Source organism: Paracoccus sp. J39 (assembly GCF_000518925.1).
Taxonomy (GTDB): Bacteria; Pseudomonadota; Alphaproteobacteria; order Rhodobacterales; family Rhodobacteraceae; genus Paracoccus.
In genome coordinates, this window is record NZ_JAEN01000003.1 from 212,831 (window position 1) to 225,523 (window position 12,693).

Below are 12,693 nucleotides of genomic sequence, written 5' to 3' on the forward strand. Positions count from 1 at the left end.
TGCACAAATTCCCTGCGACCTTTGCGCATGAGGTCGATTTTCCGCAAGCGGTCGGATTCCTGTCGGCGGAATTCTGCTTATGGTTGTATATTGTCCAGGATTTTAGGCATTTCCCGGCGCAGGAGCGCCATGCCGCCCGGCCGCCAGCCCAAGGCCCGCAGCCGGTCGCAGAGCGGCCGGCGCAGCGCCCCGGCATCGGCGCGGACCGGCAAGGGGGTGGGGCAACCGGTCAGCCGGGCGACCTCGGCCAGCAGGTCCTGCCGGTCCAGCACCAGATCGCTGGCATTGTAGCTGCCCCCCATCTGCGGATCGGCCAACACCAGCAGCGTGGCGCGGGCAAGGTCGGCGCCATGCAGCTCGGTCGCGACACGCGGCGGGGGGGTGGTGCCGCGCAGGAAATCCCCGATCAGCCCGGCCCATTTCTGCGGCAGGCCCGGGCCATAGACGCCGGTCGGGCGCAGGCTGGCGGTCAGGAAACCCGGCGCGGCCATGGCTGCCAGCGCCGCCTCGGCCTCGGCCTTGACCTTGCCGTAAAGGTTTGTCGGGGCTGGGGAAAGCGTATCGGGCAGCGCCATGCCCGCGGGATGGCCGTCATGCACGGCGCGCGAAGAGAGGAAGATCACCCGACCGAGCCCCTGGTCCCGCGCCGCGCGGAACAGCATGACCGAGCCGTCGAGATTGGCGCGGATGAATCCCTGCGGATCCTCGCCCTCGCCGCCGCGATATCGGCCAGCGGCATGCTGGAAGGCGGCATGGACCAGCGCCTCGCATCCCGTCAGGTCGGGCACGTCGCCAAGGCGCCAGCCGGGCAGGGTGGTGACCTGATGGCCCGCCCGCACCGCGGCACGATGGATCCAGCGCCCGACGAGGCCCGAGGCGCCGGTCAGCGCGATCCTCATGCCGCACCGGATGCCGGGTCGGGCGGGGGCGGCAGGTCGCGCGGATCGGGCACCGGGCCGTCCCCGGCATGGGCCCGCCAGAGCTCGATCAGCACCCGCAATTGCTCGGCCTTTGCATGATCCTGCCAGGGCTTTTCATACTGGTAATGCAGCACGCGGATATCCTGCCAGCGCCAGAGCTGCGGCAGGTTGATCCAGACATATTGCAGCATATTGTCAAAGACCGGCAGGCCATGCCAGCCCGGGAAAAAGGTCTCGAGAAAGGTCTGGTCGGTGCGGCGCCAGAACCGGCCCGGCTGGTCGAGGCGGGCCAGCATCGCCTCGAACGTCGCCGGCGCGGGCCGGGCGGTGAACACCCCGGAATTCAGCCGGTGGAAATCGGCCAGCGATTCATAGACATTCGGCGCGGCGGAAAATTCCGGATAGTCGAACAGCCGGTCGATGTTCTGCAAGACCAGCGCGTCGGCATCGATGAACACCACCCGGTCATAGTCGAGCTGCCAGAGCCGCAGCTTGGCGAAATTGTCCAAGGGCGTGTGGAAGGGCGGCTTTTCGCCCTTGGTGAAGGGCGCGGCGCCATGCAGCCGGTCGCGGGCATGCAAGGCGTTGAATTCCGCCGAGGTCGGCAGCAGCTCGACCCGCACCGGCCGCACATCCAGCGACCGCAGCCCCTCCACCGCCGCCTCGGGCAGGTCGGTATAAAGCAGGACCAGATCGGCGCGCGTCCCGGTCCGGCGCAGGGACCGGAACAGCGCCGCCGCCCCGGTCGCGTAATCGGGATTGGTCGCCAGCGTGACGAAGGCGCGGTCCGACCGCGCCCTGCCTTGCGGGTGGATGCCTTCGGGGGTCACGATACCGAACGCAGCCTCTTGCCCTCGGGATCGTGCTCGACGCGGCGGGCAATGTCGCGCGTCCAGGCCGAGACCGCCGGCACGCGCGAGCGGTCGATGCGATGGGCGTATTTCCGCGCCACCTCGACCACCTCGGAAAGCAGCCCCTCGGCCAGGGTGATCGGCTGCAGCCCCAGCGCCAGGAACTGGTCGTTGCTGACCACCAGCTCGTTCTCGTCGGCCTCCTTGCGCGGGTTGGGCAGATAGGCCACCTCGGCCCCGGTCATGCGGGCGACCATTTCCGCCAGGTCGCGGACGCGATGCGTCTCGGTCATCTGGTTGAAGATCCGCACCCGCTCGCCCGAGGCCGGCGCGTCCTTCAGCGCCAGCTCGATGCAGCGCACCGAATCCTGGATATGGATGAAGGCGCGGGTCTGGCCGCCGGTGCCGTGCACGGTCAGCGGATAGCCGATAGCCGCCTGGATCAGGAAGCGGTTCAGCACCGTGCCGTAATCGCCGTCATAGTCGAAGCGGTTGATCAACTGCTCGTGCCGGCGGGTCTGGTCGGTATGGGTGCCCCAGACGATGCCCTGATGCAGGTCGGTGATGCGCAGCCCGTCGTTCTGGGCGTAGAACTGGAACAGGATCTGATCGAGGCTCTTGGTCATGTGATAGACCGAGCCGGGACGGGTCGGATACAGGATCTGCTGCGCGCGCGGGCCGGCGGGCGTGTCGATCGACACGTCCAGATAGCCCTCGGGGATCGGCGCGCCGACGGTGGAATAGCCATAGACCCCCATGGTGCCCAGATGCAGCAGATGCGCGTCGATGCCGGTCTCCACCAGCGCCGCCAAGAGGTTATGCGTGGCGTTGATATTGTTGCCCACGGTATAGACCTTGTGGCGGTCGGTCTTCATCGAATAGGGCGCGGCGCGCTGCTCGGCGAAATGGATCACCGCGTCGGGGCGGTGCTCGGCCAGCCAGGACTTGAGACGCTCGTATTCGGTGGCCAGGTTCAGCAGGTGGAAATGGATCCTGCGCCCGGTTTCCTGGTGCCAGATCCGGCAGCGTTCCTGGATCGAATCCATCGGCGTCAGCGACTGCACGCCCAGCTCGGTATCTATCCAGCGCCGCGACAGGTTGTCCACGATATGGATATCGTGCCCCAGCTCGGACAGGTGCAGGGCGGTCGGCCAGCCGACAAATCCGTCGCCGCCGAGGACTGCGATGCGCATGATCTACTCCTTGGTTATTGCCCGGCAGAAATGCGCGGACAATGTGTCAAAACGATAACGCTCTGGCGATGGTTCCTGGATGAAATCGCGACCGACCCGCGAAATCTTGCCGAAATCGTTGCATGATCGACCGGCGAACACTAAGGATTCCCCTTATGATCTCTCAGAAGACGAAATATGCCATCAAGGCGCTGATGGCCCTGGCAGATGAGGTGGCCGCCGGCGGCAATGCCCTGACGATCGAGGAGATCGCGCAGCGGTCCGGCGCGCCCAAGCGTTTTCTGGAGCACATCATGCTGGAGCTGCGCAATGCCGGCTATGTCGGCTCGCGCCGGGGGCGGGCGGGCGGCTATGTGCTGATCAAGCGGCCCAAGGAAATCTCGATCGGCGAGCTTCTGCGCCAGGTCGACGGACCCATCGCGCCCTTGCCCTGCCTGTCGCGCCGGTCCTATCAGCGCTGCGAGGATTGCGAGGACGAGGCGACCTGCCGGCTGCGCCGCATGTTCGGCCAGGTGTTCTGGTCCTATCTGCTGCTGATCGAATCGCTGACGCTGGAGGACTTGGTGGCCGAAGGCGGCCTGCCCGAGATGAGCGTGGTCTGACGCATCCCGGGGGTTGCATTCCTGCCATGGCCCCGGCCTGCGGCAGGCGATACGGCTTGACCCCGGCCCGGCCGGATTGCACTTGTGTCGCAACGTTCAACCCATGCCGCCGCGGGGCTGCCGGCCCCGCATGGCAAGCATCGCAGGACCAGCATGGCCGACAGTTCGCCCGCCCCGAAACACGCGCCCCTTGCCGGGGTCATCGGCTGGCCGGTGGCGCATTCGCGCTCGCCCCGGCTGCACGGGCACTGGCTGGCGCGCTATGGCATCGCCGGGCATTACGTGCCGCTGCCGGTGATGCCCGAGCATCTGGCCGAGGTGCTGCGCGCCATGCCGCGCATGGGTTTCGCCGGCGCCAATGTCACCATCCCGCACAAGGAAAGCGTGCTGGCCCTGGCCGACGTGGTCACCGATCGCGCGGCGCTGATCGGGGCGGCGAACACGCTGATCTTTCGCGCCGACGGCAAGATCCATGCCGACAATACCGACGGCTACGGCTTCATCGCCAATATCCGGCAACATGCGCCCGACTGGATCCCCGATCTGGGCCCGGCGGCGGTGATCGGCGCGGGCGGCGCGGCGCGGGCCGTCGTCGCCTCGCTTCTGGAAAGCGGGGTGCCCGAGCTGCGCATCGCCAACCGCACCCGCATCCGGGCCGAGCAGATCCGGGCCGAGTTCGGCGCCAAGGTGGTGGTCTATGACTGGGCGCAGGCCGGCAACATGCTGGAGGGCGCGGTGACCGTGGTGAACGCCACCTCGATGGGGATGGAGGGCAAGCCGCCGCTGCGCCTGCCGCTGGAGGCGCTGGCACCGGGCACGCTGGTCACCGATCTGGTCTATACGCCGCTGATGACGCCCTTTCTGGAGGAGGCGCAGGCGCGCGGCTGCGAGATCGTCGACGGGCTGGGCATGCTCTTGCACCAGGCCGCGCCGGGATTCGAACGCTGGTTCGGCCAGCGCCCCGAGGTCGACGACGACCTGCGCCGGGCCGTGCTGGCATGAGCTTCCTGCTGGGTCTGACCGGCGGGATAGGCATGGGGAAATCCACCGCCGCACGGATGTTCCGCGAACTGGGCCATCCGGTCTGGGACGCGGATGCCGCGGTGCATCGGCTTTACGCCCCGGGCGGGGCGGCGGTGGTCCCGGTCGCGGCGGCCTTTCCCGCTGCTCTGAAGGACGGCGGCATCAACCGCGCCGCGCTGCGCGAGGCGCTGGCGGCCGATCCCGGCGGATTTGCCCGGCTCGAATCCATCGTGCACCCGCTGGTGGCCGAGGATCGCGCCGCCTTCATCGCCGCGCATGAGGATGCGCCCATCGTGGTGCTGGACATTCCCCTGCTGTTCGAGGGGGGATCGGAGCGGCAGATGGACGGGGTCGCCGTGGTCTCGGCCCCGGCCGAGGTGCAGCGGGCGCGGGTGCTGGCCCGCCCCGGCATGACCGAGGAGAACTTCCGCATGATCCTGTCGCGGCAGATGCCGGATGCGGAAAAGCGGGCGCGGGCCGACTGGGTGATCCCCTCGGACACGCTGGAGGGCGCGCGCGCCGCCATCGTGGACATCTGCGCCCGGATCATGGCAAAACGCGACCATGCGTGAGATCGTCCTGGATACCGAAACCACCGGCTTCGACCCCGACAGCGGCGACCGCATCGTCGAGATCGGCGCGGTCGAACTGATGAACCACCTGCCCACCGGCCGGACCTTCCACGTCTATATCAACCCCGAGCGCCCGATGCCGCAGGAGGCCTTCGAGGTGCATGGCCTCGGCGACGACTTCCTGCGCGACAAGCCGAAATTCGCCGAGGTGGCCGCCGACTTCATCGCCTTCATCGGCGAAGAGGCCCGGCTGGTGATCCACAATGCCGGCTTCGACATGAAATTCCTGAACGCCGAGCTGCGGCTTTGCGGCTATCCGGTGATGCCCTACAGCCGGGCCGTGGACACGCTGGAACTGGCGCGCAGCCAGTTTCCCGGCGCGCAGAACTCGCTCGACGCGCTGTGCCGGCGCTTCCGCATCGACAACTCGAACCGCACGCTGCACGGCGCGCTTCTGGACAGCGAGCTTCTGGCCGAGGTCTATCTGGCGCTGCGCGGCGGCCGCCAGCCGGGGCTGGTGCTGGACAGCGGGCCGCTGCGCGGCGCGGGATCGGGACCGCAGGCGCGCGGCGGCGCCGCGCCGCGGGGGCAAAGGCCGCGCCCGCTGCCCCCCCGCATCACCGAGGCCGAGGCCGAGGCCCATGCCGCCTTCGTCGCGAAGCTGGGCGAAAAGGCGGTCTGGCTGCGCTACGCCCCGACGGAAGGGCCCTAGGCACGGAACCATTCGGGCGGGAAGAGCCGTTTTCCTGCAGAGCCACGGAACGCAACCGATGAGGACGGAACCTTGATCAGGGATTGGTGGCAGTTCATCCTGGCGGTCTTCGAGCGGATGGACAAGATCCACATGAGCCTGATCGCCGCCGGGGTGGCGTTCTACGCCATGTTCGCGGTGTTTCCCGGACTGGCGGCGCTGTTCGCGCTGTGGGGGCTGTGGAACGACCCGCAGGTGATCGAGCAATATGTCCATACCACGGACGGCTTCATCCCCCCCAGCGCCGCCGACATCATCTATGGCCAGATCAGCGCGCTGGTGGCGGCGGGGCGCACGCAGCTGGGCTGGACCACGGCGATTTCCTTCATCATCGCCACCGTCTCGGCCCGGGCCGGGGTGGACGGGCTGATCCGCGGGCTGAACGCAGCCTATGGCGTGCGCTCGCATTCCACGGTCATGGGGTTCCTGCTGGCCTATGTGCTGACGCTGGTCATCGTGCTGGTGATCGCCCTGGGACTGGCCACGATCATCGTGGTGCCCATCGCCTTCAACTTCCTGCCGGACGTGCCGCTGCGCAACTGGCTGATCGGCGCGCTGCCCTGGATGGCGATCTTTTTCATCGTGCTGGTGGTGATCGGCATCCTCTACCGCTTCGGGCCGAACGTGAAGACGCCGCGCACGCCGATCTTCACCTGGGGCTCGCTGTTCGCGGCGCTGGCCTGGGCGGCTGTCTCCTACGGCTTTTCCGCCTATCTGACCAGTTTCAACAGCTACAACCGCATCTATGGCTCGATCGGCGCGGTGATCGCGCTGCTGATGTGGTTCTATCTGGGCGGCTTCACCGTGATGCTGGGGGCGCTGATCAACGTGGAGCTGTCCCGTCGCCGCCGCTTCGTCGCCGCGAAGAAGCTGCGCCAGGCGACGCGAAAGAACCGGACATCGGGAAAGTGAGAACGCCGGTGCGCAGCCCGGATTCCGCCAGGCCCGATCCTGAGGGAGGGCGCAGCATGGAACGATTCACCGGCGGCTGCCTGTGCGGCAGGGTGCGGATCGTGGCATCGGGCCGGCCCTGGCGGGTCGGCCTGTGCCATTGCCTTGATTGCCGCAAGCATCACGGCGCGCTTTTCCATGCCTCGGCGGTGTTCCCCCGGCAGGCGGTGACCGTCGAGGGCGAGACCCGCGACTATGCCGGGCGGTTCTTCTGCCCTCGCTGCGGCTCCTCCGTGTTTTCGCGCAGCGGCGACGAGGTCGAGCTGCATCTGGGGGCGCTGGATGCGCCCGACCAGCTGAAGCCCAGCTATGAGCTCTGGACCATCCGCCGCGAAGCCTGGCTGCCGCCCTTTCCGCTTGCCCGGCGATACGCGCGCGACCGCGACGCCGCCAGCCGCTTCGAACCCTAGCCTGCGCGCGGGCCCCCTCTACCGGAAGGTCAGCGGCGGCTTTCGGCCATCATCCGCAGGGCAAGCCCCGCCAGGACCGTGCCCATCAGCCAGCGCTGGACGACCAGCCACAGCGGACGCCCGGCCAGAAAACCCGCGATGCCGCCCGCCGCCAGCGCGATGGCCGCGTTCACGCTGACGCTGATCGCGATCTGCGTGCTGCCAAGGGCCAGCGACTGCGCCAGCACGCTGCCCTGGTCGGGGGTCACGAACTGGGGCAGCAGGGACAGATACATCACCGCGATCTTGGGATTGAGCAGGTTGGTCAGGAAGCCCATGGCGAAAAGCCTGCGCGCGCTGTCCCGGGGCAGGTCCTGGACCTGAAAGGGCGAGCGGCCGCCCGGCCGCACCGCCTGTCAGGCCAGCCAGAGCAGATAGGCCGCGCCGGCAAGCCGCAATGCGTCATAGGCATAGGGCACCGCCATGACGAAGGCGGTGATCCCGAAAGCCGCGCAGAGCATGTAGAACACGAATCCCAGCGCCACCCCGCCCAACGAGATCAGCCCCGCCAGCGGCCCCTGGCAGATCGAGCGCGAGACAAGATAGACCATGTTGGGACCGGGCGTCAGCACCATGCCCAGCGACAGGAGCGCAAAGGCCAGCAGATTCACGGGATCGGGCATGCGGTTTCCTTTCCGGGCGCCCAGCCGGCGGACGGGAACCGCGGCGCGTCACCGCGACGCTAGCAGGCGGCAAGGCGGGTGGCAACGGCCGGTGCCGCGCGCCGCATCCGGCCGCCAGAGCGGGCAGGCGGCCGCAGGGGACGATTCCATGCGGAAACCGCGCCCCGAGCCTTGTCGCGGGCCTTGTCGCGGGCGGATCGGGCCGCCGATCCCTCCGCGATCCTTGCGCGATCGCCGCCGCTAGTGGCGCGCGCCCGGCCGCGCGGCCGAGGTCAGCACCACCCGCGGCATCTCGGCATGGTCGCGCTTGGGCAGGTGTTCGACCCGGAACCGCAGCCGCAAGAGGAAGCGGCCGTCGCCGGTCTCCTGCTCGGCCTCGCCTTCCAGCTGGGTGGCGAAGGCCTCGATCAGCTGGCTGCCGAGGCCCGTGCCCTCGGCCAGCGTGCTGGCGCCGATGGAGTTCTCGACCTCCAGCACGGCATGGCCCGGCCCGTCCGCGCGCAGCGACACCCGCACCCAGGGTTCCGCATCCGGGCCGGAAGCGCCGGAATATTTCAGCGCATTGGTAAAGGCCTCGGTGGCCAGCAGCGTCAGCGGAACCGCCTGATCGGGCATCAGCACCAGCGGTTCCAGGCGGGTGTCGATGCGCAGCCCGGCGCCGGGCCCGACCGAGGCGTTGGTCATCTGGTTGATGATGTCGCGGATCAGCCGGTCGGCCTCGACAGAATCCAGATGCTCGGCCTGGTAGAGGTTGCGATAGATCGTCGCCAGCGAGGCCACCCGGTCCTGCACCGAACGCAGCACCCGCCGGGCATCGTCGTGGTCGATCACCCGGATCTGCATGTTGATGATCGAGGCGATCAGCTGCAGGTTGTTCTTGACCCGGTGATGCACCTCTTTCAGCAGCACGGTCTTTTCGTTGACGGCGGCCTCCATCGCCTCTTCGTCGCGGATCAGGATGCGGGCCATGTTGTGGAAGGTCTGGCTCATGTCCTCGATCTCGGCGGGCGCGTCGGCCAGCACCGGCGGCGGGGCCGAGCGGTCGCCGATGGCGAAGCGGCGCATCTGGCCGCGCAACTCGCGGATATGGCGCAGCACCAGCCGGTAGACCGCGAAATAGGCGACCGCCAGCGAGGCGGCCCAGAGGATCAGCGGCAGGATCAACGCCGTGCGCCGGGTGATGTCGATGCCGGTGATGCCGGATTCGGCGCGGTTCCACGACCCAAGCGCATAGACCAGCCCCGGCACCACCGGCACGACGCTGAACACCCGCCGCTCGCCCGAGTTCGAGAGATCGCGGAAAGTGGTCTCGCTGCGCGACAAGAGCGAGGGCAGGGACTTGCCGCGCGGCAGCACCTCGGCGATGTCGCCCGCCCCCTCGCGGTCCGAGGAGATCACCTCGCCCTGGTTGTTGAAGGTCAGGATGCGCGCGCCCTCGGTCCCCAGCCCCGAGACATGGGTCGAGCGCAGCAAGTCATGCGACATCGAGACGGCGATGAAGCCCAGAAGCTCGACCCCGCGATAAAGCGGCTGGATGACCACCACCACCGACTTGCCGGTGACCGGCCCGTCCTCGCTGGTGGTGACCAATGTGCCGGGACTGTCGATGAACTGCTGAAAGGCGGATTCGCCGGTCAGGTCATGGACCCCGCGCACCGAGGAACATTCCGTCATCCCGTCCAGCCGGGTGAAGCCGGCATAGACGAAATTCACCGTGCGCTGCACCAGGCCGCGCATGATGTCGGAACAGGCCTGCGGCCGGTCCATGGTTTCCAGCACCGCCGGACCCAGCGCGTCGGCAGTGCCGAGCGCGCTTTGCAAGAGCGCGCGCTCCCCGGCGGCGGCGGTGGCGGTGCGGCCCAGCAGCGCGATTTCCGAGGAGCGTTCGTATTCGCGCGACAGGTGCAGGGTCTGAATGACCGAGATCAGCCCGATGGGCAGGATCGCCACCGACAGCAGGCCGCCCAGCCGAAAGCCGAGGCCCTTGGTGAATTCCAGCTTGTCCAGCAGGCGCCGCAGCACGACGGCATCTCAGCGCAGGATCGGGGTGTTCTGCGCCATCACCGCCAGAGTGGCACGGTCGGTCATCTCCAGCTCCTCGCCCTCCTCAAGCTGCAGCAGTTCGGCCAGCCGGCGGCGGCCGCGATTGGCGCGCGACTTGACGGTGCCCACGGCCACGCCGGTCATCGCCGCCGCCTCCTCGTAGGAAAAGCCCGAGGCCCCGACCAGGATCAGCGCCTCGCGCTGCTCGTCGGGCAGCTGCTCGAAGGCGGCGCGGAAGTCGTTCAGCGCCAGACGGCCGTCATGCTCGGGGCGGGTGGCCTGCCGGGCGGCATGGACGCCATCGGTATCGCTGACCTCGCGCCGGGTCTTTCGGCGCGCGGAATAGAAGGTGTTGCGCAGGATGGTGAACAGCCAGGCCCGCAGGTTGGTGCCGGGCTGGAACTTGTCGATATGCGTCCAGGCCTTGACGATTGTGTCCTGCACGAGGTCGTCGGCCGAGGCCCCCTCGCGCGTGAGCGACAGCGCGAAGGCGCGCAGCGCCGGCAGGTGCTCGACCAGCTCGTCCCGAGGATCGCCATGGGCCTCGGGGCGGGCGGTTTGCGCCGCTTTGCGATCGGTCATTCAGCTCACTCCTGCTCGCGCAATTTGTCGAGCAATTGCAAGAACCTGTCTGGAATCTGCTGCGTCGCGTCCTGTTCATAGACCCGGCGCAGATTCTCGTCGATCTGCTTTTCTATGGCTGCTCGCCTGCGTTCCTCACGCCTGGTATTCATTTTTTAGTTATTCCCGGTAATCTTGTGCGCACCTTGCCTAACCGTTACCTATCCGATCAGGTTCCGACACACGACGCTTTTTTCGAGGTAGCCATGACCGCAGCGGATCTTGCCCAGTCCATCAGCCGGGAATTGCCCTATCTGCGGCGCTACGCGCGTGCGCTGACCGGCAGCCAGACCGCCGGCGACAATTACGCCGCCGCCACGCTGGAGGCGATCCTGACCGACCGCAGCCTGATGGACGGCGAGGACACCCGAATCGGGCTGTTCCGCACCTTCCATGCGATCTGGCAAAGCTCGGGCCAGCCGGTCGAGCTGGAAACCCAGACCCCGCGCGAGGCCCGCGCCCAGGCGCATCTGCGCGGGCTGACCCCGAATTCCCGCGAGGCGCTGCTGCTGCGCACCATCGAGGAACTGCGCTACGACCAGATCGCGCAGATCATGCAATGTCCGCAGGACGAGGCCGAGGAGCTGGTGCAGATCGCGCTGAACGAGATGGGGCAGTCGCTGACCGGCAAGGTCATGGTGATCGAGGACGAGACCATCATCGCCATGGACCTGAAGGGCATCGTGCAGGCCATGGGCCACGATGTCACCGGCATCGCCCGCACCCATGCCGCCGCCGTCGATCTGGCGCATCAGAAGCGCCCCGACCTGATCCTGGCCGATATCCAGCTGGCCGACGGCTCCTCGGGCATCGATGCGGTGAACGAGCTCTTGCGCGACATGGGCGACATTCCGGTGATCTTCATCACCGCCTTCCCCGAGCGGCTCTTGACCGGGGACCGGCCCGAGCCGGCCTTCCTGATCTCGAAACCCTATTCCGAGGAGCAGGTGCGCTCGGCGGTCAGCCAGGCGATGTTCTTCGCCACCACCGAGGGGCTGGCGGTCAGCTGAGTCCTGGGCGCCGGTTGCGGCGTCGCCGGGGGTATTTGCAGAGCAAAGAAGCCGCGGGCCCTAGGCGCGCGGCTTCTTGAGTATTTGGGAAACGGTGAAGCGCGCTCAGTCGGCGCAGAGGCGGCGGCGGGCGGCGGCGTATTCCGTGGCCAGGCGGTCGATCAGTTCGGCGGCCGGGGTCACGGATTTGACCACGCCGATGCCCTGGCCCGAGCCCCAGATCTGGCTCCAGGCCTTGGGTTTGCCGCCCGAGGTGGCCTTGTCGAAATCCATCGCCGTGGCATCGGCCGTCGCGAGGTTTTCCGGGTCGAGCCCGGCGGCGCGGATCGAGGGCGCGAGGTAATTGCCCGAGACGCCGGTGAAGAGCGAGGAGGTGACCACGTCCTCGGCACCGGAATCCACGATCATGCGCTTGTAGTCGGCGGGAGCGTTGGCTTCCTCGGTGGCGATGAAGGGGCTGCCGACATAGGCCAGATCGGCGCCCATGGCCTGCGCCGCCAGCACCGCCCGACCGGTGGCGATGGCGCCGGAGAGCAGCAGCGGGCCGTCGAACCAGGCGCGGATTTCCTGGACCAGGGCAAAGGGCGATTGCGGGCCGGCATGACCGCCGGCGCCCGCCGCGACCGCGATCAGCCCGTCGGCGCCCTTTTCGATCGCCTTGCGGGCGAAGCTGTTGTTGATCACGTCATGCAGGGCGATGCCGCCGCAGTCATGCGCCGCCGCGTTCACCTCGGGCCGGGCGCCCAGGCTGGTGATCCAGATCGGCACCCTGTGCCTGTGGCAGATCTCGATATCGCGCTGCAGCCGGGCGTTCGAGCGGTGCACGATCTGGTTCACCGCGAAGGGCGCCGCGGGATGGTCGGGATTGGCCTGGTTGTGGCGGTCGAGTTCCTCGGCGATGCGGGTCAGCCAGGCGTCGAGCAGCGGCGGCTCGCCATCCTTTTCACGGGCGTTCAGCGCCGGGAAGCTGCCGACGATGCCGGCCTTGCATTGCGCGATCACCAGATCGGGCCCCGAGACGATGAACATCGGCGAGGCGACGACGGGAATGCGCAGGTGGGCAAGGATGGGCGGCAGCATGGTT

14 protein-coding genes and 1 pseudogene are annotated in these 12,693 nt (G+C 68.0%); 7 read left to right on the forward strand and 8 right to left on the reverse strand.

The features are described 5' to 3' along the window. Positions 1-77 precede the first annotated feature (77 nt). From L632_RS0104460 to L632_RS0104470, 3 genes are read right to left on the reverse strand one after another with little or no spacing between them, the layout of a single operon-like run. Entirely contained in the window at positions 78-899 is an 822-nt protein-coding gene (locus L632_RS0104460; RefSeq protein ID WP_028711734.1) for an NAD(P)-dependent oxidoreductase, read from the reverse strand. Further along, entirely contained in the window at positions 896-1,750 is an 855-nt protein-coding gene (locus L632_RS0104465) for a glycosyltransferase (protein WP_028711735.1), read from the reverse strand. The genes L632_RS0104460 and L632_RS0104465 overlap by 4 nt, the downstream gene beginning before the upstream one ends. After that, positions 1,747-2,964, reverse strand: coding sequence for an NAD-dependent epimerase/dehydratase family protein (locus L632_RS0104470; RefSeq protein ID WP_028711736.1), 1,218 nt, complete (start codon positions 2,962-2,964; stop codon positions 1,747-1,749). The genes L632_RS0104465 and L632_RS0104470 overlap by 4 nt, the downstream gene beginning before the upstream one ends. Positions 2,965-3,119: 155 nt before the next feature. On the opposite strand from L632_RS0104470, the gene L632_RS0104475 reads away from it, so the two are divergent. From L632_RS0104475 to L632_RS0104500, 6 genes are all read left to right on the forward strand, one after another. After that, on the forward strand, positions 3,120-3,566 hold the full coding sequence (locus L632_RS0104475; RefSeq protein WP_028711737.1) for an Rrf2 family transcriptional regulator: 447 nt from the start codon (positions 3,120-3,122) through the stop codon (positions 3,564-3,566). Between the two features lie 153 nt (positions 3,567-3,719). Further along, complete coding sequence (locus L632_RS0104480) at positions 3,720-4,568, forward strand: shikimate dehydrogenase (RefSeq protein WP_028716414.1); 849 nt, start codon at positions 3,720-3,722, stop codon at positions 4,566-4,568. Further along, the gene (gene coaE, locus L632_RS0104485; protein WP_028716415.1) at positions 4,565-5,161 is read left to right on the forward strand and encodes a dephospho-CoA kinase; all 597 of its coding nucleotides are present in this window, start codon (positions 4,565-4,567) and stop codon (positions 5,159-5,161) included. The genes L632_RS0104480 and coaE overlap by 4 nt, the downstream gene beginning before the upstream one ends. Continuing rightward, positions 5,154-5,873 (forward strand): DNA polymerase III subunit epsilon, encoded by a 720-nt coding sequence (gene dnaQ, locus L632_RS0104490; protein WP_028711740.1) that lies wholly within the window; start codon positions 5,154-5,156, stop codon positions 5,871-5,873. Before coaE ends, dnaQ begins: the two co-directional genes overlap by 8 nt. 72 nt (positions 5,874-5,945) lie before the next feature. Next, positions 5,946-6,824: a YihY/virulence factor BrkB family protein gene (locus L632_RS0104495; protein WP_028711741.1), complete on the forward strand. Its 879-nt coding sequence runs from the start codon at positions 5,946-5,948 to the stop codon at positions 6,822-6,824. Positions 6,825-6,880: 56 nt separating this feature from the next. Then, entirely contained in the window at positions 6,881-7,273 is a 393-nt protein-coding gene (locus tag L632_RS0104500; protein WP_028711742.1) for a GFA family protein, read from the forward strand. Between the two features lie 29 nt (positions 7,274-7,302). On the opposite strand, the pseudogene L632_RS24835 reads toward L632_RS0104500, so the two are convergent. The 4 genes and pseudogenes from L632_RS24835 to L632_RS0104520 form a co-directional block, all read right to left on the reverse strand. Then, positions 7,303-7,935: pseudogene (locus L632_RS24835) on the reverse strand (LysE family translocator). Between the two features lie 240 nt (positions 7,936-8,175). After that, the gene (locus L632_RS0104510) at positions 8,176-9,957 is read right to left on the reverse strand and encodes a histidine kinase dimerization/phosphoacceptor domain -containing protein (RefSeq protein ID WP_028711743.1); all 1,782 of its coding nucleotides are present in this window, start codon (positions 9,955-9,957) and stop codon (positions 8,176-8,178) included. 9 nt (positions 9,958-9,966) lie between these two features. Continuing rightward, positions 9,967-10,560, reverse strand: coding sequence for an RNA polymerase sigma factor (locus tag L632_RS0104515; protein ID WP_028711744.1), 594 nt, complete (start codon positions 10,558-10,560; stop codon positions 9,967-9,969). A gap of 5 nt (positions 10,561-10,565) precedes the next feature. Then, positions 10,566-10,712 carry a NepR family anti-sigma factor gene (locus L632_RS0104520; protein ID WP_019352327.1) on the reverse strand — a complete coding sequence of 49 codons (147 nt, stop codon included), beginning with the start codon at positions 10,710-10,712 and terminating at the stop codon, positions 10,566-10,568. Positions 10,713-10,805: 93 nt separating this feature from the next. Here L632_RS0104520 and L632_RS0104525 point away from each other — a divergent pair, with 93 nt between their 5' ends. Continuing rightward, on the forward strand, positions 10,806-11,609 hold the full coding sequence (locus tag L632_RS0104525; protein WP_028711745.1) for a response regulator: 804 nt from the start codon (positions 10,806-10,808) through the stop codon (positions 11,607-11,609). Between the two features lie 105 nt (positions 11,610-11,714). Here L632_RS0104525 and L632_RS0104530 read toward each other — a convergent pair whose 3' ends face one another. Beyond that, positions 11,715-12,689, reverse strand: coding sequence for a nitronate monooxygenase family protein (locus L632_RS0104530; RefSeq protein WP_028711746.1), 975 nt, complete (start codon positions 12,687-12,689; stop codon positions 11,715-11,717). Between the last annotated feature and the right edge of the window lie 4 nt (positions 12,690-12,693).

What these genes read in the sequence shown, in the direction of transcription:
- L632_RS0104520 (WP_019352327.1), bottom strand. Translation starts at nt 10,712, where the DNA reads ATGAATACCAGGCGTGAGGAACGCAGGCGAGCAGCCATAGAAAAGCAG.
- coaE (WP_028716415.1), top strand. Translation starts at nt 4,565, where the DNA reads ATGAGCTTCCTGCTGGGTCTGACCGGCGGGATAGGCATGGGGAAATCC.
- L632_RS0104500 (WP_028711742.1), top strand. Translation starts at nt 6,881, where the DNA reads ATGGAACGATTCACCGGCGGCTGCCTGTGCGGCAGGGTGCGGATCGTG.
- L632_RS0104530 (WP_028711746.1), bottom strand. Translation starts at nt 12,689, where the DNA reads ATGCTGCCGCCCATCCTTGCCCACCTGCGCATTCCCGTCGTCGCCTCG.
- L632_RS0104480 (WP_028716414.1), top strand. Translation starts at nt 3,720, where the DNA reads ATGGCCGACAGTTCGCCCGCCCCGAAACACGCGCCCCTTGCCGGGGTC.
- L632_RS0104515 (WP_028711744.1), bottom strand. Translation starts at nt 10,560, where the DNA reads ATGACCGATCGCAAAGCGGCGCAAACCGCCCGCCCCGAGGCCCATGGC.
- L632_RS0104470 (WP_028711736.1), bottom strand. Translation starts at nt 2,964, where the DNA reads ATGCGCATCGCAGTCCTCGGCGGCGACGGATTTGTCGGCTGGCCGACC.
- L632_RS0104460 (WP_028711734.1), bottom strand. Translation starts at nt 899, where the DNA reads ATGAGGATCGCGCTGACCGGCGCCTCGGGCCTCGTCGGGCGCTGGATC.
- dnaQ (WP_028711740.1), top strand. Translation starts at nt 5,154, where the DNA reads ATGCGTGAGATCGTCCTGGATACCGAAACCACCGGCTTCGACCCCGAC.
- L632_RS0104475 (WP_028711737.1), top strand. Translation starts at nt 3,120, where the DNA reads ATGATCTCTCAGAAGACGAAATATGCCATCAAGGCGCTGATGGCCCTG.
- L632_RS0104525 (WP_028711745.1), top strand. Translation starts at nt 10,806, where the DNA reads ATGACCGCAGCGGATCTTGCCCAGTCCATCAGCCGGGAATTGCCCTAT.